Raw genomic sequence first — 25,862 nt, 5'->3', positions numbered from 1 at the left:
ACGATGGCGAAGAAGAAGATTCTGCTGAACGCGTTCAACATGAATGCCGTCGGCCATATCAATCATGGATTGTGGACGCATCCGCGCGATCGTTCGGCGCATTACACGGACCTCGACTATTGGACGAGTCTCGCGCAAACGCTGGAGCGCGGCAAATTCGACGGGATCTTTCTCGCTGATATCGTCGGTGTGTACGACGTTTATCAGGGCGGACCCGATACGCCGTTGCGCGAGTCGGTGCAGATTCCGATCAACGATCCGTCGCTGATCGTGCCGGCGATGGCGCACGTGACGAAACATATCGGCTTCGGCGTCACGTCGAATCTGACCTACGAGCCGCCGTATCTGTTCGCGCGGCGCATGTCGACGCTCGATCATCTGACCAAAGGACGCGTGGGCTGGAACATCGTCACGGGCTATCTGGATAGCGCTGCGCGCGGCATGGGCCTCGCGCAGCAGCTCAATCACGACGACCGCTACGACCGCGCCGACGACTACATGGACGTGGTCTACAAGCTCTGGGAGCAGAGCTGGGAAGACGATGCGGTGGTGCGCGACCGCGCGGCGCGCATCTTCTCGCATCCGGACAAGGTACACCGCGTGAAGCACGACGGCCCGTACTATTCGATCGACGCGATTCATCTGAGCGAGCCGTCGCCGCAGCGTACGCCCGTGCTGTATCAGGCGGGCTCGTCGAGCCGGGGCGTGGAATTCGCGGCGCGTCACGCCGAATGTGTGTTCGTCAGCGGACAGAACAAACAGTTGACGCGCTCGATCGTCGACGACATCCGCTCGCGTGCGGTGAGTTTCGGGCGCGCGCCGCACGACATCAAGATCTTTGCGGGCATTACCGTTGTAGTCGGCGAAACAGAACGCGCGGCGCAGGAAAAATTCGCCGAGTACCGGCGTTATGCGAGTGCCGAAGGCGGCATCGCGCATTTCTCGAGTTCGACTGGTATCGATTTCTCGCAGTACGAACTGGATGAGCCGATCTCGTATGTGAAGACCGAGTCGATGCAATCGGCCATTGAAGCGATTTCGAAGAAGAGCGTGAACGGCGTGTGGACCAAGCGCAAGGTACTCGAACAGATGACGCTCGGTGGCCGCGCGAAGCCGGTGGTCGGCTCGCCGCAACAGATCGCGGACGAACTGGTGTCGTGGATCGACGAAGCCGGTGTCGACGGTTTCAATCTGACACGCACGGTGATGCCCGAATCGTTCGAAGACTTCGTGAATTGGGTGGTACCGGAGTTGCAGAATCGCGGCGTCTACAAGGAGGATTACGACCCCGCGCCCACGCTGCGCGAGAAGCTGTTCGGCGGCGGCCGTGCGCGGCTGCCCGAGGTGCATGCCGGTGCGCGGCATCGGCGGCAAGCACAGGTTACCTTGAAAGCCGTCGTGCAAGCGTGACAGGAGCGAAGCAATGGCGAATCTTTTCGACGTGACGCAATTCATTGAAGACGCGCCGTCCCTCGCGATGAAGCCGGGACCGCACGACGGCGAGGCGACGCAAGCCGCCGTGGTGTTCGACGACGTGGGCAAGGTGTTCGCCGGCGCACGCGGCGAGCCGACGACGGCACTTGCGAACGTCTCGTTGCAGGTGACGCGCGGTGAGGTGTTCGGCATGATCGGCCGCAGCGGCGCGGGCAAGTCGACCTTGCTGCGGCTCGTCAACGGCCTGGAAAAGCCGAGTTCCGGCGCGGTGCGTGTGAACGGCGTGAGCGTGGGCGAACTCGACGAGCGCGGGTTGGTGACGTTGCGCCGGCGCATCGGCATGGTGTTTCAGCATTTCAATCTGCTCTCCGCGAAAACCGTGCGGGAGAACATCGCGTTGCCGCTGAAAATCGCCGGTGTGCCGAAAGCGGCGATCGATAAAAAGGTCGATGCGCTGCTCGAACTGGTGGGTTTGTCAGCCAAGCGTGACGCGTATCCGGCGAGCCTGTCCGGCGGCCAGAAACAGCGGGTCGGCATTGCCCGCGCGCTGGTCACCGACCCGGACATTCTGCTCTGCGACGAAGCCACGTCCGCACTCGACCCTGAAACCACTCAGGCCATTCTCGCGTTGCTGCGCGATATCAATCGGCGGCTGAATCTGACCATCGTTCTGATCACGCATGAAATGGAAGTGATTCGCGAGGTTTGTGACACCGTTGCGGTGATCGAGCGCGGTGAGGTTGTCGAACACGGCCCGGTGTGGCGCGTATTCGGCGATCCGCAGCATGACGCGACGCGTGCGCTGCTTCGTACGCTGGTGCACGACCTGCCCGCGGACCTGGCCGAGCGCGTCAAGCCCGTGCGCGATCTCGCGCAAGACGACGCGCGCATTCTGCTGGACGTGCGCTTCACCGGCGCCGATGCACACGAGCCGGATCTCGGCGCGCTAGCGGCGGCATTGAGCTTCGATGGCGGGCAAGTGAATTTCGTCCACGGCGGGATCGACCGGATTCAGGGGCATGCGCAAGGGCGTCTGGTGGTATCGGCGCAAGTGCGGGCGGATGCGGACAGACCCGCGCAAATACAGGTCGCCACGCTGCTCGAGCGGGCGCGCCGCTACGCCAACCATGTCGAGGTGCTCGGCTATGTCTGATCTCTGGCTCTCCGAACTGGCCGGCGCGATTCGCGACACCATCGTGATGGTGGGTGTGTCCGCGTTCATTGCCGCGCTGGTGGGCATTCCGCTCGCATTGGTGCTGGTCGGCACGACGCGCGGCGGCATCTGCGAAAAGCGCGCGGTCAATAGTGTGCTCGGTGCGCTCGTCAACGCGTTTCGCTCCACGCCGTTCATCATTCTGCTGGTGGCGCTGTTGCCGCTCACGCGTGTTCTCATCGGCACGACGATCGGCGTATGGGCGGCGATCGTGCCGCTCAGCATTGCGGCGATTCCGTTCTTCGCCCGCATCGCCGAAGTGAGCCTGAGGGAGGTGGATCGTGGGTTGATCGAAGCCGCGCAGGCGATGGGCGCGCAACGCCGGCACATCGTCTGGCATGTGCTGCTGCCCGAGGCATTGCCGGGCATTCTCGGCGGCTTCACGATTACCGTGGTGGCGATGATCGGCTCTTCGGCGATGGCGGGCGCGGTCGGGGCGGGCGGCCTCGGCGATCTGGCGATCCGTTACGGCTATCAGCGTTTCGACACGACCGTGATGGTCACGGTGATCGTGCTGCTGATCGTGATCGTGACGGCGGTTCAGTTCGTCGGCGACCGTTTCGTGCGTCGGCTCGCGCAACGAACGTAACAGTCGCAGTCCGTAATATGATTGGCCGATAGGTGCGTGCATACCGGCTATCGCGTGCCGGCATCGCTGCCTGTCATGCTGGCTGACGCAGCAGGCGCCGACGCGGTGCCCGCATGTGTGTCCGTCGAGCAGATCAAAATTGTGTGAGACGCGACTGTTGCCGCTTACCCAACTTTTTCACATGGACATTGCATGAACGAACCTCGTCATGCCGACGCATTGCAAACGCGTCAGGCATCGGCCGCACCGGTAGCGCGCGATCTTGCCGGTCTGCTCGACGCGTTGCGTGCGAGCGCGGCGCAGCGCGATCGCGAAGGCGGCCACGCCGCGCAGGAAAAGCAATGGATCGCCGACGCGGGTCTGCTCACGCTCGCGGTGCCGCGTGAATTCGGCGGCCCCGGCGCGCGTTGGCCCGATATCTACGACACGATCCGGCAGATCGCGCGGGTCGACAGTGCGCTCGCGCATCTGCTGGGCTTCACCTGCCTGCAGGTGGTGAGCGTCAATGTCTGGGGCAATCCGGAGCAGCGCACGCGCTATCTGAACGGCACGGTCGAACATCGCTGGTGGTGGGGCAATGCGGTGAATCCTCTCGACACGCGGCTAGTCGCAACGGCAACAGGCGACGGCGGCTATCGGCTCGATGGACAGAAGGGTTTTTGCTCCGGCACGCGCGGCTCGCAGATGATGACGGTCTCCGCACACGATCCGGTCAGCGGCAAGCCGGTGTTCGCGGTCGTGCCGACCGGGCGCGAGGGCATCACCGTCCACGAAGACTGGAACCCGATTGGCCAGCGGCAGACCGATAGCGGCAGCGTGTCGTTCGCGCGGGTGCGGGTCGAGCCGCATGAAGTGCTCGAGCGCGCCGACACGCCGTACGCGAGTTTGCGCACGCTGATTTCGCAGCAGGTGTTGACCAATCTGTTCGTGGGCATCGCGCAGGGCGCGCTCGACGAAGCCCGCGCGTACGTCACCCGGCACGGCAGGCCGTGGATCACCTCAGGCGTCGACAAGGCCACCGACGATCCCTATCTGATCCAGCGCTTCGGCGAGATGCGCCTGCAGGCGGTGAGTGCCGAGGCGTTGGCCACGCGCGCCGCCTACGCACTCGACGACGCCTGGCGGCAAGGCCCGTCGTTGTCCGCCGAAGCCCGCGCGCACGTCGCGCTCGCCACGTCGGAGGCGAAGATCGTTGCGCATCGCGCCGCGCTCGACGTCAGCGAAACACTGTTCGACGCCTGCGGCGCGCGCGCCGCGCATGCGCCGCTCGCGCTCGACCGTTTCTGGCGCAACGCCCGCGTGCATACATTGCATGATCCGCTCGACTATCGCGTGCGCGACGTCGGCCGCTATGCACTGAGCGGGACATTGCCCGAGGTTTCTTTGTACACTTGAGGCGGTTCGCGGCGGCTTCTCACGAGGCGCCGTGGTTGATTCCCTTCAAGAGATCTCCGGCTTGCTGTTCAAACTACCGACCACCGCTACGGCGCCGTTTTGCCCATCCGAGGTGCAAGGCTCGGTTGCCGTCTCGCAAGGCGCGCCCTTCTGGAAGAAGATCCTGCAATTCGCAGGCCCCGGCCTGCTGGTTTCGATCGGCTATATGGACCCGGGCAACTGGGCCACCGCGATCGAAGCCGGCTCGCGCTATGGCTACAGCCTGCTGTTCGTCGTGCTTCTGTCGAGCCTCGCGGCGATGGCGCTGCAATGTCTGAGCATGCGCTTAGGCATCGCCACCGGGCGCGACCTCGCGCAATTGTCCGCCGCGCGTTATTCGCCCAGGGTCGTGCGAGTGCAGTGGCTGCTTGCGGAACTGTCGATCGTGGCCTGCGATCTCGCCGAAGTGCTCGGCGGCGCGCTCGCGTTCCATTTGCTCTTCAATTGCTCGCTGACTACCGGCGTGCTGCTGACCGCGTTCGACACGCTGATCGTGCTCGGCCTGAAGGGCAAGAACTTCCGCGATCTCGAAGCGATCATGCTCGGCCTGATCGCGACGATCGGCGTGGGCTACATCATCGAGCTCGCGCTGGTGCAGCCGCATTGGCCGTCGGTCGCGCAAGGACTGATTCCGTCGTGGCAGGCGCTCAATTCGCGCGAGCCGATGTATCTGGCGATCGGCATTCTCGGCGCGACGGTGATGCCGCACAATCTGTATCTGCATTCGTCGATCGTGCAAACGCGTGCGGTGAAGCGCGATTCGGCAGGCATCCGCTCGGCGATCAGCATGTCGCGAATCGACACCATCGCGTCGCTGCTGCTCGCGTTGCTGATCAATATGGCAATCCTGATTCTTGCCGCCGCGGCGTTTCATGCGACCGGCCACACCGAGGTGACGCAGATCGAAGATGCTTACCGGCTGCTCGCGCCGATCGTCGGCACCGGCTTTGCGGCCGTGCTGTTCGCCATCACGCTGCTTGCGTCGGGGCAAAGCTCCACGTTCACCGGCACGGTGGCGGGGCAGGTCATCATGGAAGGCTTCCTGAAGCTGAAGATTCCGTGCTGGCAGCGGCGGTTCATCACGCGTGCGCTGGCATTGATTCCCGCGTTGATCGGCGTGCAGATGCTGGGCAACGGCGCGGTCGGCCAATTGCTGGTCGCAAGCCAGGTCGTGCTGAGCCTGCAACTGCCGTTCGCGCTCTATCCGCTGATTCGCATGACCAACGACCGCGCGTTGATGGGCGAGTTCGCCAACCGGCTGCCGACCCGGCTTCTCGCGTGGTTGCTGTTCGGCGCGATCAGTGCTGCGAACCTTTGGCTCGTCGTGCAGACGGTGGGATTGGCCGGCTGATTCACCAACGTGACAGGCGTCGATGGGCGCCGTGATGGCAAAAAAAATCCGCACACTGTGCGGATTTTTTTTCAAGGCTTCGGTTCGAGTCGGGCCGGACCAGCCCTCGTCGAGTCACTTCGAATCAGGCGGCTTGCGCGACCTGCGCCGCTTCGAGCGCTTCCTGGCGAGCGGCTGCGGCTTTCTTCGTCTTGCCGGCGCGCGACGGCGGCTGGCAAGCGCCGCACACCACGTTGTGCTGCAGATCGTGCTTGTGCGCGACGAACTTGCCGGTGCAACGGCAGCACTTGGTCAACTGCAGGATCTCGGCGTCGAAGAAACGCACCAACGTCCATGCGCGCGTCAAGTCGAGCACCGGCTCGGTCTCGCTGTGCTGGCAATGTTCCAGATACAGCCGATACCCTTTGGTCAGGGCATCCAGATGCGAGCAACGCGCTTCCTTCTTCAGGAACAGGTACGTGTTGTAGAACAGCGACGCGTGAATGTTCGCGAGCCACGTCATATACCAGTCCGCCGAGAACGGCAGCATGCCCTTGGGCGGCGATACGCCCTTGACCTCGCGATACAGGCGGATCATGCGGTCGCGCGAGAGCGTCAATTCGCTTTCGAGCACCTGCATGCGGGCGCCGAGTTCGATCAGCGCGATCGCGCGGAATACTTCTTGTGCGTCTTCCGTCAGGCTACGCTTGAGCATCGCAGTCACCTCGATTAAGCAAACTGCTCGGCGGGCTGGCCTGCAAGCAGGATCGCCGCGTGAGTCGGTGCAACTGCTGCGTGCTTTGTCGTTTGCGTCAACGCCGACAACATCGAGTGGTCGTTGAAGCGGAAGAAGCACAGAAGCTGATCGGAAGAAGCCAGCTTGACGATCTGCGCGAGCGAGAGCCCCGCCAGCAAATCGGCCAGTTCCGACGACAGTCCCAGGCGGAACATACCGACCGGTTTGTCCTCGCGCAACATGCGTTGCGCAAGCATGATGTAAGACAAGTTGATCTCGCGGATTGAATCCAGCGTCTCGCTGCTACGGTCCATTTTCTCTGTTTCCGAAGCCCCGAATTACTATGTCGGCCTTCTTTTTTTTGGCCGTTATGTCATTTGTGCCTCGCCGGAAACGCAGACCTCCGGCTACTGTCACCACCTGATACAGATGGCGACTTTTTGATACATCGCGTTACATTTCGTAACAGCTTGGGACGAATTGTATGAAGGGTAAAACAAGAAATCAATCCCTTCTAAAAAAAATATCTCAAAAAGATGCATCAATTTTCGGTAAGTTTTTCACGCTGCTGTAATCGACGATGCTTAGCGGATTTTTTTCGACCCGAGATTTCCCTCTAAACGACGAAACGCTTTGTAATACAGTGGGTTAGCTCGGTTGCCCGGGCGAGGAGCTGAAAGCCGGGGAGAGTCGGTAATTCTGCTTGAATAAAAAAGCAGGAAAGAAGCGAGCGCCAAGGCCGTGTAATAAATACCTAGCTTTGGCACTGCGTGGGGACACATCAAAGATGTAACTTGTTGGTGCGGCCCCGGTTACAACCGAAGCCGCGTTTGTAACGTTCTTTGTAACGTCTAGCAACCCGTCTGACGCACACGTTCCACTTCGAGGCCAAACGCCGGCCGCAGGCGTGTGCCAAGGACGTTGCCGGCGAACGCTGCGACGAGCCAGAGCCAGCCGTGCAGGCTGCCTGACACGATGCCGCTGAAGTACGCGCCGATGTTACAACCATAGGCAAGACGGGCGCCGTAGCCCAGCATCAGGCCGCCGACCACCGCCGCGAACAGCGAGCGCGCCGGCACTTTCCACACTGGCGCGTAACGGCCGGCGAGCGCCGCAGCCGTCATCGCGCCAAGGACGATGCCGAAGTCCATCACCGACGTGACGTCATGTGTAACCGGGGCAGCCAGCGAGCCCGCATTCGCGTGAGCGGCCCAATACGGCCAGCTGGCCACGTCGATGCCGAGCGCCGCGAAGATCTTGGCGCCCCACAGCGCGAACGCCGACGTCACGCCCCACGGACGGCCCGACAGCGCCAAGGTGGCGAAGTTGAGCAGAACCAGCGCGATCGCGCCGACGAACAGCGGCCACGGGCCATGCAGCCACGGCGACGCGTGAGGTTGACGGGACGGCTCATTGACCAGCCGGCCATGGCGGCGCCGCTCGACCAGCACAGTGAGCGACGCGATGGCCGCGAAAACGATCAGATTTAGCACGATGGCCCAGCCTGCGCCGAGGGTCGTCACCATCGAGAGCGGTTTGAGCGACGGCAGCGCGGTCCAGAACGGCATATGCGCGGTCGCAACGACCGAGCCGACGATAAACGCTGCCAGCGTGACGAGCATGCGGGTGCTGCCGCCGCCCACCGTATACAACGTGCCGGACGCGCAGCCGCCGCCCAACTGCATGCCAACGCCGAACATGAACGCGCCGACCACCACGGACGTGCCGGCCGGAGCGACGAGCCCGACCACCGGATGGCCGAACAGCGTGCCGGCGGCGAGCGCTGGGAAAAACAGCAATACGCCGAGGGCGAGCATCAGCATCTGGGCACGCAAACCGGCGCCGCGGCCATCGGCGATGAAGACCCGCCAGGCCGACGTAAAGCCGAACGCGGCGTGATAAAGCGACATCCCCAGCAGGGCGCCGACGATGTAGAGCGCCGCCTGGCGGCCACTGACGGTTTGCGCCAGATAGATCGCGCCGAGCGCGATGAGAACGAGTGCCGCGCCAAGCGGTTTCGGATTGATATCGAAACGGCGCGGCACGCGTGGGAGCAGAGTGGAGAGGTCGGACATGGTGGGTTGACTGACAAACGGCTGATCAAAGGCTGCCCGAAGGCGGCCGGGGAGACAATTTGAGGCGGGTGTGGCGGGGAAAGCCAATCGAAAACGATAGCATGGATCGCGCAAGGGATGGGCGGCTGGGTTGAGGTGCCGGGCGCGCAACCACTTGGAAGCTCACGCGCGAACGCCGGCACTCAGATGCTCGGCCCCGCGTCGGTACCGCCGGCGCGGATCTCGCCGGTAGGCCGTGCGTGCCGCGCGTCCACCTCCATCACATAAACCGCATCATCAGATCAGTGTCGTAAAAAACGCCATCGACATTCAGCCCCTCGACTTCCCGGCCGTACTGACGAAAGCCCACCGACTCATAGAGTTTGCGCGCCGCCCCGTTGCTGCTGTCGACCATCAACTGAAGTTGCCGCAAACCGTCGACGCGCTCCGCTCGTGCCAGCAATTCGTTGAGCAACGCGCGCCCGACGCCACGGCCTGTGGCTTCCGGCGCGACGTACATGCCGACGACGGCAGCTTTGTGCCGCTCCCTCGCGCGCGGGTTGCGCGCCAATCCGACCACACCTATCAGCGGCGTATCGGACGATAGAAAAGCGCCCAGCAGAAAGTCACCCTCGGCGGCGTGCAAGCCCTGCAAGCTCGCATCGTGCTGCGCCGCACCCTTCGCCAGCGCTTCCTCGTAACTCTGGCCGAACAATTCCGGATGCGCCTTCAGCCCGCGTAGACGAAGCTGGAAATAGGCGTCGCGATCGGCGGGTCCGAGTTGGCGTACGAGTATGGCGGCGTCGTTCAAGCGCATCTTCTTGTACCTCTATACGGGGGCTTGCGTGAGAACGGCCACGAGCTAAAAGGCCCGGACTGCGAGCCCGCTTCCCGATAGCGCGCAAGCGCTTTGGAAAGTCTATCGCTCAGCTTCCGCGCGTTGGCTTTCGGCAAACTCGCGCAATGCCGCGGCGGTTTGTTGATCGGCGGGAAAGAACGCCTCGATCGCAAGTTCCGATAGCGTGACGTCCACTGGCGTACCGAACACGGTGGTCGTGCTGAAAAACGACAGCACGCCGATCGGCGTGCGCAGCCGTAGTGGCACGGCGATCTGACTGACGGCGGTGTCGTCCTTATCAGCTGCATCCGCGCCCGGCGGCGCGGGATACGCGGCCAGCTCGTCGCGTAGCGCGCTCAAGGTCTCGTCGCCGCTCACGTCGATCTGACGTTGCAGCCGCGTCAGCACATGCTCCCGCCACGCATGCCAGTTGACGATGGACGCCGCGATACCGTCCGGATGCAAGCTCAGTCGCAGCGCGTTGACCGGCGGCTTGAGCAGTTCGGGACTGGCGCCGGCCAGCAGCGGCGCGAGCGCGTTGTTTGCCGCAACGATGGTCCAGTGCCTGTCGATCGCGAGCGCAGGGTAGGGCTCGTGGCCTTTGAGCACCAGCTCGACGGCCTCGCGCGCGGCAGCCAGTTGCGGATCGGACAACGCACGCTCGCGAAACAGCGGCGCATAACCCGCCGCGACCAGCAGCGCATTGCGTGCCCGCAGCGGCACGTCGAGACGTTCGGCAAGATGCATGACCATTTCCCGGCTAGGCACCGCACGGCCCGATTCGACGAAGCTCAGATGCCGGGTCGAGATCTCGGCTTCAGTGGCGAGCAGCAACTGACTCATGCGGCGCCGCTGCCGCCATTCGCGCAGCAGGTCGCCGACCGTACGACCGGCCGCCGATGCGTGCGAAGGAACCGTTTGCGCAAGAGAAAGAGTGTTCATGCGATCGATGATAGCCAAAGCATCCGAGCAATCCATTACCTGACAGGTAATGCGGGAGTGCCGCGACCGACGTCCCGCCCAAGGCGCCCGGAATTCGTCCGGAATGGTATCCGGCTAGTTTAACTTCAACCTGTTCTCTACCGCGCGTGTGCCTACGCGTTTCCGTGATGGCGGGGGGCTTACTCAAGAACGTGCCGCGAACAGGGCGCCGCTCCCGGTCGGCGTCGCCGCTATCACTTGCGCGGGTGAAAATCCAGCAGTGCGAATCGTGATGCGTACTGCTTTCCACGGCGTGACGTCCGAATCGCAAGGCCTCTTCCCAGTCGTGGTGCTTCTCTGCGCGCTCACGCGTCGTGCGTCCCGTCCAGATGTTCTTGCCGCTGACTTTGACGACGTTCAGACCATATCAATCACTGAGTGTGGTTGCGGAATACGAGCTTGCACAAGATAGTCAGTGCGAATCAGGCGGGCGCCACGCCTTCGGGCACGGCGTTGAGCTTGACGCCGAGCGCGCGAAGTAGTTTGAACACCGTGTCCATACGCGGTTTGGAACCGGGCGCGAGCGTTTTGTAGAGGCTTTCGCGCCCGAGTCCGGCGTCAGCCGCAACCTTCGCTATGCCGCGCGCTTTTGCGATGTCGGCAATTGCCGCGAGAAGGAGGTCGGCGTCGCCTTCTTCGAGTGCTGCGTTCAGATACTCAGCGATCATTTCCTCGCTGTCGAGGTAGTGCGATGCGTCGAACCGTGCCGTTTTGATCTTGCTCATGATCGATCCTCTCTGATTGTTGTCCACATTGTTTTGGCATGCTTGATATCGGCCTGCTGCGTGGACTTGTTGCCACCGCAAAGCAGCAGATACACCATGCGCCCTTCACGCGCGTAGTAGACCCGGTAACCCGGACCGCAATCTATGCGCATCTCGAACACGCCTTCTTCCAGCAACCTCACGTCGCCGAAATTCCCTCGCTCCGCGCGCCGGACCCGCACGAGGATTTTCGCCCTTGCGCGTAGATCTGGGAGTTCCGCCAGCCAGGTGTCGAACACCTCGGTGCGGTTGACCGTGTACACAGGCGGTGTGCCGATCTGTTTGTGATTGTATCCCTGTGGATACGTCGATGCAAGTGAGAAAATCATATTGATAAAGCGGCTTGCCGCCGCACCCCGTTCGTTGCTTCACATGCTGCGCGCTGTCTCCGCGCGGCCCCCTTTTGCCACATGAGGTTAGCGGTCTGCTCGGCTCCTGACGATTCGGCCAGATGGCTAATCCGATGGACAAACACAGACGCAAGGCACCGTAAAAAGGCGGGTGTTCGCCCGTGCCGGTGCACCCGAATCCTTACCTCCCACGTAATCGACGCCGCGCTTGCGAGCGATCAATCTTCACTCCGAGCCCGCCGCATACGACGTGTCTGCCGAGCGTAGTGCTCAGTCATGCCCACAAGGAGTCTTGAGATGAATGCGCATACCGATCTGATCGACCGTTATTTCGACGTCTGGAACGAGACCGATGGCGCGCGCCGTCGCGAGTTGATCGCCGCGACATGGAGCGCCGAAGCCGACTATCGCGATCCGCTGCTCGCCGGCACGGGCCACGACGGCATCGACGCGATGATTCGCGCGGTGCATGAACGCTTCCCGCAGCACGTGTTTCGCCGCACGACCGAGGTCGACGGTTTTGCGAACCGGCTGCGCTTTTCGTGGGAACTGACCACGCCCGCAGGCGACGCGATCGTCAAGGGATCGGACTTCGGTGTAGTGGATGCGCACGGCCGTCTGCAGGCAGTCACCGGTTTCCTCGACGAGGCGCCCGGCGGCGCCTGAGCCGCGCATTTCTTCACGGAGACGAGTCATGCACGAGCCCTTCGCCCCAACGCCGGTTCAAACCCTCATAGCGTTCGCGCGCCTGTCGACGGCCGTCGACGCGTGGTCCAGCGCCATCGCCGGCTTCGCGCTGCTGGCCGGCGCGCGGGCGTTCATGTTCATCGCGTTGCTGGGCTGGCGCGAGCCGGTGTTGGGCGGCGCGGGGCTCGTGTTGCTCGCGCTGATCGGCTGGCTGCGGTGGCAGTGCGGCTGCACAGCCAGCGCCGCTCCGGATGCCGCGCGGGGCGGCGGCCTGCCGATGTGCAGCGTCGACAGGGAGGGCGGCGGCGCTCTCGTAGCGGTCGGCGGCGTCCAGCCGCGTTGCGCTGAGGCTCGCAACGTTGCTTGCTACAATCGATCGTCGCAATGCGATGTGTGCGATGCAACGCGCTGCAGCCGCACGACCGTCTTCGGGCAAGCCCGAACCCAGCGGTGAGCACGTGCGCGTCGCGCTACCCAACCCCGACGGCAAGCCCGTCGATCGGGGCAACCGGACAACAAGGAGACACCGTGCTGAAGAATCTCGACCCGCTGCTGAACGCCGATATCCTGCATGCGCTGCGCTCGATGGGCCATGGCGACGAACTCGTCATCTGCGACGCGAACTTCCCGGGCACGTCGGTTGCGCAGGGGACCGTGCTCGGTAAGTTGCTTCACCTCGACGGCGTAAGTTCGCCGCGTGCGATTCGCGCGGTGCTCTCGGTGATGCCGCTGGACACGTTCATCGAGCAGCCCGCGTCGCGGATGGAGGTGGTGGGCGAGCCGCATACGATTCCGGCGGTGCAGCGCGAAGCCCAGGCCGAGGTCAATGCAGCGGAAGGGCGCGAGGTGCCGTTTGCCTCGATCGAACGCTTCGCTTTTTATGAGCGGGCGCGCAAGGCGTATTGCGTGATCGCGACCGGCGAGGAGCGGGGCTATGGTTGCTTCGTCTTCACGAAAGGCGTCCTGCTCGCGCCGGATGCACCCCGCTCGTGATTTGAGGCGCGATAGCGCCATCACGTGAAGCGGTAAGCCGCAAAGCGGAAGCTGCACGCTGCGGCGACGAACGCATGCGAACTTCCGCTCTGCTCGCAGTTGCCGTGATCCTGACGGCAATCTGATTGAAGTCCCGACCTATCCGACGCCTGGCTGAAGCCTCGCCAAAGCTTGGCCAAAGCGACGACATGCGCATCCGGGATGCCTGTCAGCAGCGGCCGTTCGCGGCGCGCCCGGACGCCTTTTTCTTCTCCGCGACCCGGCGCGTGTCGCGCGGCGCAAGCTCGCCCGAGCTTGGAAAACGCGGCCATTGCACATATGCTCAGGTGCTAAGCGGGGAACTGCGGCTGGTCGGGCGGGTCTGCTGCTTATTCATTTACAGGAGTCCCTCATGTCGCGTCCCGTCGATTCCGGCGTTATTTTCATTGCACGTATCGCCCTTGCAGTGCTGTTTCTGTGGAGTGGTGTGATGAAACTGCTGGGTTATGCGGGCTTTGTCGGCTATCTGCATTCGAAGGGGGTGCCGTTCGTGCAGGTTGCCGCGCCGATCGCAACCGCAGTCGAAGTGCTCGGCGGTCTGCTGCTGATCATCGGCTTCAAGGTGCGCCCCCTTGCGCTGATCCTCGCCGTATACACGGTGGCCACCGCGGTGCTGGGCCACGATTTCTGGAATGTGGTCGATCCCGCCTTGCAGCGTGACATGGTGATTCATTTCTGGAAGAACATTGGCATCGCCGGCGGTTTCCTGCTGCTGTTCGTGACCGGCGCAGGGCGCATGAGCGTCGACGGCGCGCGCGCGCCGCGCGGCGGCCTGGGTCTCTGATGCCGCCCGTGGTTCGGTAGTCGGCGCCGCGGCTTTCGATTCTGGCTGTAATCAAGGGAGAACATAATGATTCAAACTTTCGAGCAAACCATTGCTGGCAAGGTCACGCAGTTGTGCGCGAGTCTCGGCGAAGGACCCACGCCGCATCGCGTGATCATTAGCCTTGCCGATTCGGCGAAGACCCTGGTGGTGCTGGATGCGTCCGGATTCATCAGCGCGATCAAGGCCGAAATCGAGGAGCCGGAGAAATTGATCGCCGACGCGATCACCAAGGCGCAAAGCGAAGGATTGATCGAGCGCGCGATCGATACCGGCGTGATTCAGGAGGCGACGCTGTAAGCACGGTGGTGGCGATGGGTGTTGCGTGACCCCCGGCGTTGCGCTGCGAGTTGTCCGTCACTATCCCCCGTCGTGCGCAAGCATCGCGGGGGTGTTTTTTGCACGAACAGGACGGCGAAGTTGACGGCCGCAAAAGAGCAGAACGGCTATCCGGCCCAGGCCTTCAACGGGATTCGCCGATTCGCGTCGAGTCCCGCTCTTGCGCCATCTCGCGCGAGCCCGCAGCCGCCGCATGCGGCTCGGGATCCACGAGGCAGCTCAACACGCCGCCCACCACCAGCAAGCCGACCGAGATCACGGTCGAAGCCTGCATCCCCGTGACGATCTGTGCCGCCGTCGTGCCGCTCGCCAGCGCGCCGAAGGCGGCCACGCCCACCGCGCCGCCCGCTTGCCGCGCCGTGTTCAACACGGCGGACGCCGTGCCCGCGCGTTGGGCGTCGGTCGACGCGAGCACGGCGGTGGTCATCGCCGGGACCGCGAGGCCCATGCCCGACGGAATCAGCAGGAACGGCAGCAGCAGACCAATGAGCGGGGTGGCGGCATCGACCCGATGCAGCAGGCCGTAGCCGAGCCCGGCGGTAATCGCCCCGAGGATCATCGGCACCCGCACGCCGAAGCGGCCGACCACCCAGCCGCTCGCCACGTTCGAGAGCAGAAAGCCGCCCGTCAACGGCAGAAACGCGAGTCCCGCCTGCAACGGCGTGTAGCCGCGCACGCGCTGCAGATAAAGACTCAGCACGAACACCATCCCGTAGTACGTCAGATTCACGCAGATGCCGAACAGCACGGCCGCGCTGAAAGTGCGCTTTCTGAACAGCGAAAGCGGCAGCATCGGCGCGGCGACGCGCGCTTGCACGGCGACGAACGCGCTCGCCGTGAGCAGTGCGACGACGAAGCCGCCTGCCACGAGCGGGTGACCGAGCCCCAGCGGCCGCCATTCGATCACCGCGGCGACGAAGGTGGTCAGCGCGACGATCGCAAGACACTGGCCGCCCAGATCGATTCCGCGCGGATTGACGTCGCCGTTTCTGCCGGCGTCGGCTGCAGGCGGGCTTCGGCGCCCAGCCTTGGGCCGCGGCACCCAGAGCAGGGTCGCCAGCAGACCGGCCGCGCACATCGGCAGATTGACGAGAAAGATGGCGCGCCAGCCGAATGCCGCGATCAGCAGACCGCCGACAACCGGTCCGGCCGCGATCGAGATCGCGCCCGCGGCGGTCCACAGGCCGACGGCGCGTGCCCTCAGTTTGGGATCGTGTCCATACGACTGATTGAGCAAGGCAAGCGAGTTCGGCAGCATCGCGGCGGCACCGATGCCCTGCAATGCGCGCGCGGCGACCAGCATCGTGGCATCGAGCGCGAGGCCGCAGGCGAGCGACGCGAGCGCGAACAGCACGATCCCGGCCGCGTACATGCGCCGGGCGCCGAAGCGGTCGCCGAGCGCGCCGGCCGACAGCATCAGCACCGCGAAGGCGAGCGTGTAGGCGTCGACGACCCATTGCAGGCCAGCGACGCTCGCGTGCAGGTCCGCGCCAATGCCTGGCAGCGCGATGTTGACGATGGTGACGTCGAGTTGCGTAACGACGAAACCGACGCTGACAGTCGCAAGAACGCGGCCGAGGGCGGGCGAAAGGGGGGAGGCTGGGGAGTTCATGCGGTACATCGTAGAGCCGATGCGGCGCACCATGCTTCGGGCTGGTGTGAAGTGTGGATGTTGGCCGGGGTGTGGTTGAGCGCGCAAGCCTGAAGCCCGGGAACCCTCAGTCGCAAACAACAACGGCGCTCCAAAGGAGCGCCGCCTCGTAACAGATCAGTCAGTCCACCCCGCCCGCTCAGCCCGCCCGCGGTGCATCCTTGATGAACAGCGTCGTCAATGCCCCGAGAACGCAGATCACCCCGACATAGATCGGCGCGGCCATCGGATTGGACTTCATCATCAGCGACACCGCGATCGGCGTGAGCCCGCCGAACACCGCATACGCGACGTTATACGAGAACGAAATGCCGGAGAAGCGCACGACGGGCGGAAACGCCTTGACCATCACGAACGGAATCGCGCCGATCACGCCGACGAACAGCCCAGCCACCGCATAGAGCGGCACCAGCGCCGAGGTATCGACGGCGAGTTGCTGGAACATCACGTAGTACGTCACGGCCAGCGCGAGGCCGCCGATAAAAATCGTGCGTCCCGCGCCGATGCGCCCGGCGATCGAGCCGGCCATCACGCAGCCGATCGTCAGACAGAGCGTCGCCACGCAGTTCGCCAGCAACGCAGTGGCCGGCGCGATGTGAAACTGCTTCTGCAGCAACGTCGGCGTCATCAGAATCACGACGACGATCGCAGCCGACAGCATCCACGTGAGGAGCATCGACACGATCACGGCGCGGCCATGATCGCGCAGCACGGCCTTGAGCGGCACTTCCGCGGCGATCGCCTTGCGTTGCTTGAGCTCGGCGAACACCGGCGTTTCATGCAGCCAGCGGCGCAGATAAACCGAGAACATGCCGAACACGCCGCCCACCAGGAACGGCACGCGCCATGCGTAGGCGGAGATTTCCTCCGGGGCGAAGTGGTGGTTCACCGCCGACGCGATCAGCGAGCCGAGCAGGATGCCCGCCGTGAGGCCGGCGGTCAGCGTGCCGCAGGCATAGCCGATGTGCCGCTGCGGCACGTGCTCGGAGACGAACACCCAGGCGCCCGGCACTTCGCCGCCGACCGCCGCGCCCTGCATCACACGGAACAACAGCAGCAGCACGGGCGCCATCACGCCGATGCTGGCGTAGGTGGGCAGCAGGCCCATCATCAGCGTCGGCACGGACATCAGCAGCACGCTCAGCGTGAACATGCGCTTGCGGCCGAACAGGTCGCCGAAGTGCGCCATGATGATGCCGCCGAGCGGCCGCGCGAGATAACCGGCGGCGAAGATGCCGAAGGTCTGCACCTGGCGCAGCCAGTCGGGCATCGCGGCCGGGAAGAACAGCTGGCCGATCGCCGGCGCGAAGAACACGAAGATGATGAAGTCGTAGAACTCGAGCGCGCCGCCGAGCGCGGCGAGACCGAGCGTCTTATAGTCGCTGCGCCCAAGAGGGCGTGGGGTGACAGCCTGCGCTCCACCCAGATTTGTCGCTTGCATTGCTATGTCGTTGTTTTGGAATGGGAAGCCACACGTAGCGCGTGGAAATACGGCGGTCGTCGGGCGAGAAGTGTGGCAGGCGCTGGGTAGAGCACGGGACACCGGCGCGCCGCCCGGGTAGGACGAACGCGGTGACGACTGGGGCCAGGCCGGGATTTTACAGGATGAAAGCCGCTCGCTTCGGGAAGTGCTTAATTGGATGGAAGCAAGTTCCCCCAGGCAAGGCTTTCTTGCGGTGCGTTGAATCGTACTCGCTGAGTCAGCTCAATCAATATGAAAATTAAGAATATTCCTATGGGATAGGGACGACATGCCTTGGAGAATGGCCTCCCAGCTATTCCGTTGAGAGTCACCTATGCGCGTTGCTGTACTTCAGCGTGACCCGGTCATGCGTTTGTCGATCGAACAGGCTCTCGTGAGAGCCGGCCACGCCTGCGTGACTTACGACGACGGCCTCGCCATGTCGAAGGCGCTCGCTCGTTCCACCGTGGATCTGCTGGTGCTGGACTGGCACGGCACCCGTCTGTCGGGTGCCGAAGTGCTGAGGTCGGTGCGTGCGGTCGGCGACGGCCGCCTGCCGGTCATGTTCGCGTCGAGCGACACGTTGGAGGAGAGCATGGTGCGCGCCTTCGCCAATGGCGCGGACGATTACGTGGCGTTGCCATTGCGCCCGGCCGAGTTCCGTGAACGCGTCGCGGCTTTGTTGCGGCGCGCGTACCCGGATCGCCTCGGCGGCGCGAGTTTCCACGTTGGGCCCTATCATTTCGATACGCGTCGGCAACTCGTCATGCTGCGCAATCAGCCAGTGCCGCTGTCCGGCACTCAGTACCGGCTGGCGACGCTGTTCTTTTCCAACATCGGCCGCGTGATGTCGCGCGACCATATCTTCGCCATGGTCTGGGGCCGCGAGTTCCGTGAGTTCACCCGCACGATCGACAGCCACGTGTCGCGGCTGCGTCTGTTGCTCGAGATCGAGGCGCAGAACGAATTTCGTCTGCAACCGGTTTATAAGAGCGGTTATAGGCTGCTGCATTTGCGTCAAGGTGAATCGGATGATGAATCCGGTGTCGTGCAGAAGCAGGCTGCTTGAGATCTATTCCGGTTGGGTTTTGCGTTGATTCGATTTTAGGGGGCCGGCGGGTCGTATGCCGTGCTTTCGAGGAAACGTCATCCGTTCGGTCGAACTTTCTACTGAGCTCATCAAAACGTACTCTCTCCCGGAGACAGACTTCCTCGATTGATGCCGAAGCGTTGCAAAAAAGGCGGCATGCAGAACGTTTCTTGCATGTTCGAGTCCGCGAATTTTCACAATACGTTGAATTCATCAGTTTATCTGGATCTGTGCGACACAAATTCTGGCGGGAGTTGGCTACGCGAGCGTAGCTACGTAGCGAGGACCGGCTCCAGATGAATACCAGGCGGCTACATTTTGCCGGGAGTGCGACGTGCAAAAACAATCGCCTGGTTGCTAACTGACCTGGAACATGATCGGCAGGCTTTGCCTCCTCGCGAACTAGATGTCTTTTTCTCAGCGCAATGCGGCGAAAAAGGCGTCGCTTCGATGTGTTCGGCTTTGCATGGTGCGTCTACATTAGACGGCTGCGTGCAATCGTGGATTGAGCTAATGCTTTTGCTCGCGTTACGGTCGACTATTGAAAATATGATGAGTATCGCAAGCGAAATGAGGATGTAGTCGACAATGTCTAGATGTGGGTATTGCATTGATAACAGAACAAGGTATGCATAAGTCACGGAGCTGCGAGGGAAAATCGTGTAAAGACTTTTTGTTTTCAGCGCGTTGTTAGAATTTTCCATGCTAGCAATGCGCCGGTAATGTTGCTGTCAACGATTGAAAGATAGATGCTGTGAAGCGGTTGCGAATTGCCATGAATGGTTTGCCTGGAATCAATTTGTTTGTCAGCATAGAAGGACAAACTGACGCGAGCAGAGCGCCGTCGTCAATCAGAGGGCGTCTCTACTGTCGTGTCAAAAGAGGCAGTAGAGCGGGAGCGAAAAATCTCCGTGTCAAAACGCGAAACACGAACCACTGCAAAGCAGCCTCGTTGGCGAGGGGCCGCGTTGTGGCGATGTTATTTACTGAAACTACACGCGGAAGACGATAGATTAGTTCGTCATCCGTATATATGCGTTGGATGTGATCGTGAAGACTTGAATGTCGGGCAGTATTTATGCTGTCTTCGAGATTCGAAACGCTAACTGAATGAAGAGCTTTTACGGAATGAACCGGGAAGACGAATGCTGGACGATCGTAGGAAGTCGTTATGAAGGTAGCTGTACTTGAGGACAGCCGGGAGATTCGCGAGTTTGTCTCTCACCAGTTGACGAGCGCAGGTTATCAATGTCAAGAATTTGTCGATAGTCGCTCGTTGCTGGACGAGCTGCGGCGGCAGACGTTTGATCTTCTGGTGCTCGACTGGATGCTTCCAGATAGACCAGGAACGGAAGTGCTTCACTGGGTTCGAGCGAACCTTCCACGCACGCTTGCGGTTCTGTTTCTGACATCACGAGCGAGCGATGACGACATGTCATCGGTCCTAAACTCGGGGGCCGATGACTATCTCGTCAAACCGGTCACATCAGCCATGCTGCTTGCACGCACTCGCGCGCTTCTGCGGCGATGTTCCATACCCGCCGAATCGTCTGGTCCGCAGAGTTTTGATGATTTCGAATTCGACTCCGGGCGCGGAGAATTACGGTTGCGTGGCACGCTCATATCGCTGACGCCGAAGCAGTTCGCGCTCGCTCTGCTCCTGTTTCAGCATCTGGATGACCCGTTACCTAACGCACAGATTATCGAGACGGTGTGGAGAAGGGCGCCCGACGAGCCGGCGCTGCGGACGCTGAGCACGCATGCCTCGATGCTCAGAACAAAGCTGGGCCTTCGACCACAGAACGGCTATCGTCTGATGCCGATATATGGCTACGGATATAGATTGCAACGTGTGCCATCCGGTTGATTGAAATATCCTGGCTCGCCAACGTGCGGCGGCTAATCCCTTCTGCCGCCTCTGTTCAGTTCGACTCGCCCAGGCGCGAGAGCAACTGCAGGGTGCTGCATCTGCGTCAGGGCGAATCCGGCGGCGAGTCCACCACCGGTACACGCAGCGAGCAGCCTGAAGCGAAAGCCTGCCGCGTTAAACGGCAGGCAGCGTCGGCCGTGTTTCGATCGCACGACGAATCAGCGCTTCGACCGTCTTGCGTTCGTCGCCCACGAGCGGCAGACGAGGCGGCCGCACTGGCTCTGTGCCCAAGCCGACAACCGTCTCGGCCAGCTTGATGTTCTGCACGAGCTTCGGCGACACGTCGAGCGCCAGCAATGGTGCGAACCAGCGATAAATCGTGCGGGCTTCCTCGAGGCGTCCCGCTTTCAGCAGCTTATAGATCGCCACGGTCTCGCGCGGAAAGGCGCACACCAGACCCGCCACCCAGCCATGCGCGCCCATCAGCATCGCTTCCATGGCGAGGTTGTCGACGCCGCACAGAATCGCGAAGCGGTCACCGACTACGTTGATCAGATCCGTCACGCGCCGTACGTCGCCGCATGACTCCTTGATTGCGACGATCTTCTTTTCGTCGGCGATCTCGGCGAACATGTCGGGCGTCATGTCGACGCCGTAGGCGAGCGGATTGTTGTAAATCATCAGCGGCAGCGAACTCGCATCGGCGACGCTGCGGAAATGGTTGAGCGTCTCGCGGCGGTCCGACAGATAACGCAGCCCCGGCAGCACCATATAACCCGCTGCGCCATGCTTGCTGCCGGCCTCGGCCTGGCGGCAGGCGTCGAGCGTGCTGTTTTCGGCGATCGTCAACAACACCGGCACGCGGCCGCGCGCAGCTTCCACGGCGACGTCGAGTACCTGCAGCTTTTCGTCGAGCGATAACGTCGATGCCTCACCCAGCGAGCCGCACACGATGATGCCGTCCACACCCGCGTCGATCTGCGCTTCGATATTCTTGCCGGTCCACCCGCGGTCTATGCTGAAATCCGCGTGGAATTTGGTGGTGACTGCGGGCAATACGCCTTCCCAGATATGCGCCACGACTGCTCTCCTGAGTGTGATGTGTCGATGCGCAGTGTAAGCAGGGAAAATGTCGGCGTCTTGCGCGAATCGCGCGCGGTGGATGACGATTTCGGCATAGTCGATCTATGTGTCATGACGTGCTTATGCCGCGCAACCGTGCTGCAAAGCGCATTCGCGGAGGGACCCATAATCAGTCGAAAGCGAATGAGCCTATCCATCCATTCATGACCGTCGTGATATCCGACGCGTACTGCCTACACGGACGCGCGGCGTGAGCATTCTCCATCAGCGCACCCGCAGCCTCTCGCGGCCGCTATGCCGAAATCGTCACAATCCACGCGCACGCTCACCAAGACCCGAATGCCCGCCGTTCCTACCATGAGCGTCATGAAAACGTTGAACATCATCGATTCGCACACAGGCGGTGAACCGACCCGCCTCGTGGTGTCAGGCGGCCCCGAACTCGGCGGCGGCACGCTCGCGCAACGGCTCGACACGTTCCGCACGCGCTTCGACGAGTGGCGCGCGGGCATCGTTACCGAACCGCGCGGTTCGGACGTGGTAGTCGGCGCACTGCTATGCGAGCCGGACGACCCCACGTGCGCGGCCGGCGTAATCTTCTTCAACAACGTCGGCTATCTCGGCATGTGCGGGCATGGGACGATCGGACTCGTCGTGTCGCTCGCGCATATGGGACGGATCGGGCCGGGGCGTCATCGGATCGAGACGCCGGTCGGCGTGGTCGAAGCAATGCTTAACGACGACGGCAGCGTGGCCGTGCGCAACGTGCCGGCCTATCGCTATCGCGCGGCGGTCCTGGTTGACGTGCCCGGTTATGGCACGTTGACTGGCGACATCGGTTGGGGAGGCAACTGGTTTTTTCTCGTCGCCGATCATGGGCGCTCACTGGACGCGTCGGATATTCCCGGCCTGAGCGCGTTCAGCTCGGCGATTCGCGATGCGCTGATTGCGCAGCAAATCACCGGCGCGGACGGTGCGCTGATCGACCACATCGAACTCTTTGGACCCGGTTCGCGCGACGGCATCGACAGCCGCAGCTTCGTGCTGTGTCCCGGCAATGCGTACGACCGCTCGCCGTGCGGCACCGGCACCAGCGCCAAAGTCGCGTGTCTCGCGGCCGACGGCAAGCTGGCCGAGGGCGCGGTGTGGCGGCAGGAGAGCATCATCGGCAGCGTGTTCGAAGCGAGCTACGTTCAGGCGGGCGACGGCGTCTCGGTGATTCCCACCATCACGGGCCACGCGCATATCACGGCGGAAGGGCGGCTCTGTTTCGACGAGCGCGATCCGTTCGCGTGGGGCATTCGCGCGGCATGAGCGCGGACGCGGTGATCGTCGGAGCCGGAATTGTCGGCGCTGCATGCGCGGCGGAATTGGCCGCGCTCGGCATGCGGGTCGAGGTGCTCGACGCGCAGCGCATCGGCGGCGGCGCGACGGCCGCGGGTATGGGCCATATCGTCGTGATGAACGACTCGCCGGCGGAATTCGCGCTGAGCCGCTATTCGCGCGATTTGTGGCTGCAACTCGCGCCGCAGTTGCGTGCGCGCGACGCGTTTGCGCGTTGTGGCACGCTGTGGGCCGCCGCCGACGAAGAGGAATGGGAAGCCGCCCGCGCGATGCAGGCGGCGTTCGAAGCGCAGGGCGTCGCCGCACAACTGCTGAGCGCAGCCGAATTGCGCGACTGCGAGCCGGCATTGGCTGCGTCGTTGACGGGCGGCTTGCGTATCGAGCACGACAGCATCGTTTATGCGCCCACCGCCGCCGAATGGCTGCTGACGCAATCGCCCGACGCCGCGAACATCCGCGTGCGGCTCGCGGCGCCGGTGGCGTCGGTCAACGCGGGCGGCGTCACGCTGGCCGACGGCGAACGCGTCGGCGCGGCGTATGTGATCGTGGCGAACGGGCTGGGCGCGCGGCAACTCGTGCCGCGACTGCCCTTGCAAGCGAAGAAGGGCCATCTGCTGATCACTGACCGCTATCCTGGACTGATCCGTCATCAACTGCTTGAACTCGGCTATATCAAGAGCGCGCACCATGCGGCCGGCACGTCGGTAGCGTTCAATGTGCAACCGCGGCCCACGGGGCAACTGTTGATCGGCTCGTCGCGCCAGTTCGACATCACCGATCCCACCGTCGAAATGCCCGTACTCGCGCAGATGCTGCAGCGCGCCGCGCGCTATCTGCCGATGCTGCCGACGCTCAACGGCATTCGCGCGTGGACCGGCTTTCGCGCGGCCTCGCCGGACGGGTTGCCGCTGATCGGACCGGCTGGCGAGTTTGCGCCCGGCGTGTGGCTCGCTGTCGGGCATGAGGGGCTGGGCGTGACGACCTCGCTCGCCACCGCCAAACTGCTTGCCGCGCAGATCACGGTGAGCGCCGCGCCAATTCCCGTGGAACCTTATTTGCCCATCCGTTTTGCCGGGCAGGTGGCTCATGACTGACGCAGACGCTGACGTGGCCCGCATCCGTTTGACCATCGACGGCCGGCGTATCGATGTCGCAGCCGGCACGACCGTGGCGGCGGCACTCGTTGCCGCGGGCGTGCAGGGCTCACGACTCTCCGTCGGCGGCGAGCCTCGCAGCGCGCTGTGCGGCATGGGCGTGTGCCAGGAATGCCGCGTGACGATCGATGGCCGGGCACATGCGCTCGCTTGCCAGACGCTGTGCCGCGCCGGCCAGATCATTCACACGCAAGACGCGGCGGGCGTGCGATGACGCGGCACTTCGACATCGTCGTGGTCGGCGGCGGGCCTGCGGGCTTGAACGCCGCACACGCAGCGTTGCGCGAGGGTGCCACGGTCGCGCTGATCGACGACAATCCGCGCGCCGGTGGGCAGATCTGGCGGCAGGGTCCGGGGCAGACGCCGCAAGCGCCGCTGCACACGCTTCTCGTTGAATTGGAACAGCAGAGCAAGCTCACGCACTGGCCATCCACTCGTGTAATTGCCCCGCTGGATTCGCGCGGGTTGCTGCTCGAATCGGCGGAACTGGGTGGTGTGTGTATCAGCTATGACCGATTGATCCTCGCGACCGGCGCGCGCGAGCGGCTTTTGCCGTTCGCGGGCTGGACGTTGCCCGGCGTGACCGGCGCGGGAGCGTTGCAGGCGCTCATCAAAGGCGGCATGCCGGTGCGCGACGAACGGATCGTGATCGCCGGCTGCGGTCCCTTGCTGATCGCTGCGCTCGCCACAGCACGCGCGGCCGGTGCGCGGGTGGTAGCGGTGGTGGAACAGGCGCCGGCGTTCGAGGTCGCGCGCTTTGGCGCTTCATTGCTGACCGAGCCCGCCAAGTTGCGGCAAGCGCTCGGCATGACGCGCGGTTTCGCAGGGTTGCGCTACTGGACCGGCAGCATCGTGCGCGAGGTGCAGGGTGCAGGCCACGTGCAGCGAGCGATCATTCAGCGTGGCAGCCAGCCGGAGGTGACGCTCGATTGCGAGCGCGTCGCCTGCGGCTATGGACTCGTGCCGAACATCGCGCTCGCGCAGTCGCTCGGCTGCGCGATCGGCGACGCGGGCGAGATCATCGTCGACGGCGAGCAGCGCACGTCGGTCGACTGCGTGCTCGCGGCCGGGGAGTGCACCGGCATCGGGGGCGCGGAACTGGCGTGTGTCGAAGGCGAGATCGCCGGGCTCGCGGCGAGCGGCGCTGCGGCTGCAAAGTGGACCGCGCTGCATTCGATACGGGCGCGCTGGCGCCGCTTCGGCCGACGCGTCGAGACCGCCTTCGCGTTGCGGGACGCCGCCCGTACGCCGCCCGCCGACGCCACGCTGCTGTGCCGTTGCGAAGACGTGCGCATCGGCGAAGTGCGCCACTGCGCCGACTGGCGCGAGGCCAAGCTGCTTACGCGCTGCGGTATGGGCGCTTGCCAGGGACGAATCTGCGGCGCGGCCGCGAGTGTGTACTTCGGTTGGCCGGCCGCCGCGCCGCGGCCGCCGTTCAGCCCAGCGCAAATCGGCACGTTGATGGTGCCTGGCGTGCCGCCGCCACCGGGTGATTGACGCACCCGCCCCACACCTTGCCGGGCGCCTCCGGATATTGTCGGCTACCTCACGGCCCTATAATCGACCGACCGCGCCAACGCCACTCGCGAATACACCTTTTCAGC

27 protein-coding genes are annotated in these 25,862 nt (G+C 63.4%); 16 read left to right on the top strand and 11 right to left on the bottom strand.

Annotated elements, in window-relative coordinates:
- Positions 1 to 3: 3 nt before the first annotated feature.
- The 5 genes from ACZ9H4_RS00765 to ACZ9H4_RS00745 all read left to right on the top strand — a co-directional run bounded on the left by ACZ9H4_RS00765 (position 4) and on the right by ACZ9H4_RS00745 (position 6,021).
- Positions 4 to 1,410 carry an LLM class flavin-dependent oxidoreductase gene (locus ACZ9H4_RS00765; protein WP_408152021.1) on the top strand — a complete coding sequence of 469 codons (1,407 nt, stop codon included), beginning with the start codon at positions 4 to 6 and terminating at the stop codon, positions 1,408 to 1,410.
- Positions 1,411 to 1,423: 13 nt separating this feature from the next.
- Positions 1,424 to 2,587, top strand: a complete 1,164-nt coding sequence (locus ACZ9H4_RS00760; RefSeq protein WP_476118018.1) for a methionine ABC transporter ATP-binding protein — start codon at positions 1,424 to 1,426, stop codon at positions 2,585 to 2,587.
- On the top strand, positions 2,580 to 3,236 hold the full coding sequence (locus ACZ9H4_RS00755) for a methionine ABC transporter permease (protein ID WP_408138964.1): 657 nt from the start codon (positions 2,580 to 2,582) through the stop codon (positions 3,234 to 3,236). The genes ACZ9H4_RS00760 and ACZ9H4_RS00755 overlap by 8 nt, the downstream gene beginning before the upstream one ends.
- A 192-nt stretch (positions 3,237 to 3,428) precedes the next feature.
- A complete protein-coding gene (locus ACZ9H4_RS00750; protein ID WP_476118017.1) occupies positions 3,429 to 4,631 on the top strand; it encodes an acyl-CoA dehydrogenase family protein in 1,203 nt (400 codons plus the stop codon).
- Positions 4,632 to 4,692: 61 nt separating this feature from the next.
- Positions 4,693 to 6,021, top strand: coding sequence for an Nramp family divalent metal transporter (locus ACZ9H4_RS00745; RefSeq protein ID WP_408152130.1), 1,329 nt, complete (start codon positions 4,693 to 4,695; stop codon positions 6,019 to 6,021).
- Positions 6,022 to 6,145: 124 nt separating this feature from the next.
- Here the strand turns inward: ACZ9H4_RS00745 and flhC are convergent, their stop codons facing one another.
- From flhC to ACZ9H4_RS00710, 7 genes are all read right to left on the bottom strand, one after another.
- The gene (gene flhC / locus ACZ9H4_RS00740) at positions 6,146 to 6,715 is read right to left on the bottom strand and encodes a flagellar transcriptional regulator FlhC (protein ID WP_408138960.1); all 570 of its coding nucleotides are present in this window, start codon (positions 6,713 to 6,715) and stop codon (positions 6,146 to 6,148) included.
- A 14-nt stretch (positions 6,716 to 6,729) separates the two neighbouring features.
- Positions 6,730 to 7,050 (bottom strand): flagellar transcriptional regulator FlhD, encoded by a 321-nt coding sequence (flhD, locus tag ACZ9H4_RS00735; RefSeq protein WP_042324711.1) that lies wholly within the window; start codon positions 7,048 to 7,050, stop codon positions 6,730 to 6,732.
- Between the two features lie 537 nt (positions 7,051 to 7,587).
- On the bottom strand, positions 7,588 to 8,811 hold the full coding sequence (locus tag ACZ9H4_RS00730; RefSeq protein WP_408138958.1) for a YeeE/YedE family protein: 1,224 nt from the start codon (positions 8,809 to 8,811) through the stop codon (positions 7,588 to 7,590).
- Between the two features lie 259 nt (positions 8,812 to 9,070).
- Complete coding sequence (locus tag ACZ9H4_RS00725; RefSeq protein WP_408152024.1) at positions 9,071 to 9,607, bottom strand: GNAT family N-acetyltransferase; 537 nt, start codon at positions 9,605 to 9,607, stop codon at positions 9,071 to 9,073.
- A 102-nt stretch (positions 9,608 to 9,709) separates the two neighbouring features.
- Positions 9,710 to 10,570, bottom strand: coding sequence for a helix-turn-helix domain-containing protein (locus ACZ9H4_RS00720; RefSeq protein WP_408138954.1), 861 nt, complete (start codon positions 10,568 to 10,570; stop codon positions 9,710 to 9,712).
- A gap of 461 nt (positions 10,571 to 11,031) precedes the next feature.
- Positions 11,032 to 11,334 (bottom strand): addiction module antidote protein, encoded by a 303-nt coding sequence (locus tag ACZ9H4_RS00715; protein WP_408138952.1) that lies wholly within the window; start codon positions 11,332 to 11,334, stop codon positions 11,032 to 11,034.
- On the bottom strand, positions 11,331 to 11,702 hold the full coding sequence (locus ACZ9H4_RS00710; protein ID WP_408152025.1) for a type II toxin-antitoxin system RelE/ParE family toxin: 372 nt from the start codon (positions 11,700 to 11,702) through the stop codon (positions 11,331 to 11,333). The genes ACZ9H4_RS00715 and ACZ9H4_RS00710 overlap by 4 nt, the downstream gene beginning before the upstream one ends.
- 318 nt (positions 11,703 to 12,020) lie before the next feature.
- Here ACZ9H4_RS00710 and ACZ9H4_RS00705 point away from each other — a divergent pair, with 318 nt between their 5' ends.
- From ACZ9H4_RS00705 to ACZ9H4_RS00695, 3 genes are all read left to right on the top strand, one after another.
- Positions 12,021 to 12,389 carry a nuclear transport factor 2 family protein gene (locus ACZ9H4_RS00705; protein WP_408138948.1) on the top strand — a complete coding sequence of 123 codons (369 nt, stop codon included), beginning with the start codon at positions 12,021 to 12,023 and terminating at the stop codon, positions 12,387 to 12,389.
- 28 nt (positions 12,390 to 12,417) lie between these two features.
- Positions 12,418 to 12,864, top strand: coding sequence for a hypothetical protein (locus tag ACZ9H4_RS00700; RefSeq protein ID WP_408138947.1), 447 nt, complete (start codon positions 12,418 to 12,420; stop codon positions 12,862 to 12,864).
- 74 nt (positions 12,865 to 12,938) lie between these two features.
- On the top strand, positions 12,939 to 13,403 hold the full coding sequence (locus tag ACZ9H4_RS00695) for an RbsD/FucU family protein (RefSeq protein ID WP_408323417.1): 465 nt from the start codon (positions 12,939 to 12,941) through the stop codon (positions 13,401 to 13,403).
- Positions 13,404 to 13,423: 20 nt separating this feature from the next.
- On the opposite strand, the gene ACZ9H4_RS00690 is transcribed toward ACZ9H4_RS00695, so the two are convergent.
- Positions 13,424 to 13,714 (bottom strand): hypothetical protein, encoded by a 291-nt coding sequence (locus ACZ9H4_RS00690; protein WP_476118016.1) that lies wholly within the window; start codon positions 13,712 to 13,714, stop codon positions 13,424 to 13,426.
- Between the two features lie 80 nt (positions 13,715 to 13,794).
- Between ACZ9H4_RS00690 and ACZ9H4_RS00685 the strand changes: the two genes are divergently transcribed.
- Together ACZ9H4_RS00685 and ACZ9H4_RS00680 are read left to right on the top strand one after the other, a co-directional pair.
- Positions 13,795 to 14,226 (top strand): DoxX family protein, encoded by a 432-nt coding sequence (locus ACZ9H4_RS00685; RefSeq protein ID WP_408138944.1) that lies wholly within the window; start codon positions 13,795 to 13,797, stop codon positions 14,224 to 14,226.
- Between the two features lie 66 nt (positions 14,227 to 14,292).
- Positions 14,293 to 14,565, top strand: a complete 273-nt coding sequence (locus ACZ9H4_RS00680; protein ID WP_408138942.1) for a hypothetical protein — start codon at positions 14,293 to 14,295, stop codon at positions 14,563 to 14,565.
- A gap of 163 nt (positions 14,566 to 14,728) precedes the next feature.
- Here ACZ9H4_RS00680 and ACZ9H4_RS00675 read toward each other — a convergent pair whose 3' ends face one another.
- Together ACZ9H4_RS00675 and ACZ9H4_RS00670 are read right to left on the bottom strand one after the other, a co-directional pair.
- A complete protein-coding gene (locus tag ACZ9H4_RS00675; protein WP_408139545.1) occupies positions 14,729 to 16,225 on the bottom strand; it encodes an MFS transporter in 1,497 nt (498 codons plus the stop codon).
- 169 nt (positions 16,226 to 16,394) lie between these two features.
- Positions 16,395 to 17,696: an MFS transporter gene (locus ACZ9H4_RS00670; protein ID WP_408138940.1), complete on the bottom strand. Its 1,302-nt coding sequence runs from the start codon at positions 17,694 to 17,696 to the stop codon at positions 16,395 to 16,397.
- A 355-nt stretch (positions 17,697 to 18,051) separates the two neighbouring features.
- On the opposite strand from ACZ9H4_RS00670, the gene ACZ9H4_RS00665 reads away from it, so the two are divergent.
- Positions 18,052 to 18,786, top strand: coding sequence for a response regulator transcription factor (locus ACZ9H4_RS00665; protein ID WP_408138938.1), 735 nt, complete (start codon positions 18,052 to 18,054; stop codon positions 18,784 to 18,786).
- A 1,192-nt stretch (positions 18,787 to 19,978) separates the two neighbouring features.
- On the top strand, positions 19,979 to 20,674 hold the full coding sequence (locus ACZ9H4_RS00660; protein WP_408138936.1) for a response regulator transcription factor: 696 nt from the start codon (positions 19,979 to 19,981) through the stop codon (positions 20,672 to 20,674).
- Between the two features lie 177 nt (positions 20,675 to 20,851).
- Here the strand turns inward: ACZ9H4_RS00660 and ACZ9H4_RS00655 are convergent, their stop codons facing one another.
- A complete protein-coding gene (locus ACZ9H4_RS00655; RefSeq protein ID WP_476118015.1) occupies positions 20,852 to 21,757 on the bottom strand; it encodes a dihydrodipicolinate synthase family protein in 906 nt (301 codons plus the stop codon).
- Positions 21,758 to 22,117: 360 nt separating this feature from the next.
- On the opposite strand from ACZ9H4_RS00655, the gene ACZ9H4_RS00650 reads away from it, so the two are divergent.
- From ACZ9H4_RS00650 to ACZ9H4_RS00635, 4 genes are read left to right on the top strand one after another with little or no spacing between them, the layout of a single operon-like run.
- Positions 22,118 to 23,074, top strand: a complete 957-nt coding sequence (locus ACZ9H4_RS00650; RefSeq protein ID WP_476118014.1) for a 4-hydroxyproline epimerase — start codon at positions 22,118 to 22,120, stop codon at positions 23,072 to 23,074.
- Positions 23,071 to 24,198 carry an NAD(P)/FAD-dependent oxidoreductase gene (locus tag ACZ9H4_RS00645; RefSeq protein ID WP_408139543.1) on the top strand — a complete coding sequence of 376 codons (1,128 nt, stop codon included), beginning with the start codon at positions 23,071 to 23,073 and terminating at the stop codon, positions 24,196 to 24,198. The genes ACZ9H4_RS00650 and ACZ9H4_RS00645 overlap by 4 nt, the downstream gene beginning before the upstream one ends.
- Positions 24,191 to 24,472, top strand: coding sequence for a 2Fe-2S iron-sulfur cluster-binding protein (locus tag ACZ9H4_RS00640; protein WP_408138930.1), 282 nt, complete (start codon positions 24,191 to 24,193; stop codon positions 24,470 to 24,472). Before ACZ9H4_RS00645 ends, ACZ9H4_RS00640 begins: the two co-directional genes overlap by 8 nt.
- Positions 24,469 to 25,755 (top strand): FAD-dependent oxidoreductase, encoded by a 1,287-nt coding sequence (locus tag ACZ9H4_RS00635; protein WP_476118013.1) that lies wholly within the window; start codon positions 24,469 to 24,471, stop codon positions 25,753 to 25,755. Before ACZ9H4_RS00640 ends, ACZ9H4_RS00635 begins: the two co-directional genes overlap by 4 nt.
- Positions 25,756 to 25,862: the final 107 nt, after the last annotated feature.

It is taken from the genome of Paraburkholderia sp. TE9906, assembly GCF_056279605.1.
The sequence above is the reverse complement of the archived record's forward strand: the minus strand, read 5'-3'. Positions and strand labels throughout refer to the sequence as shown.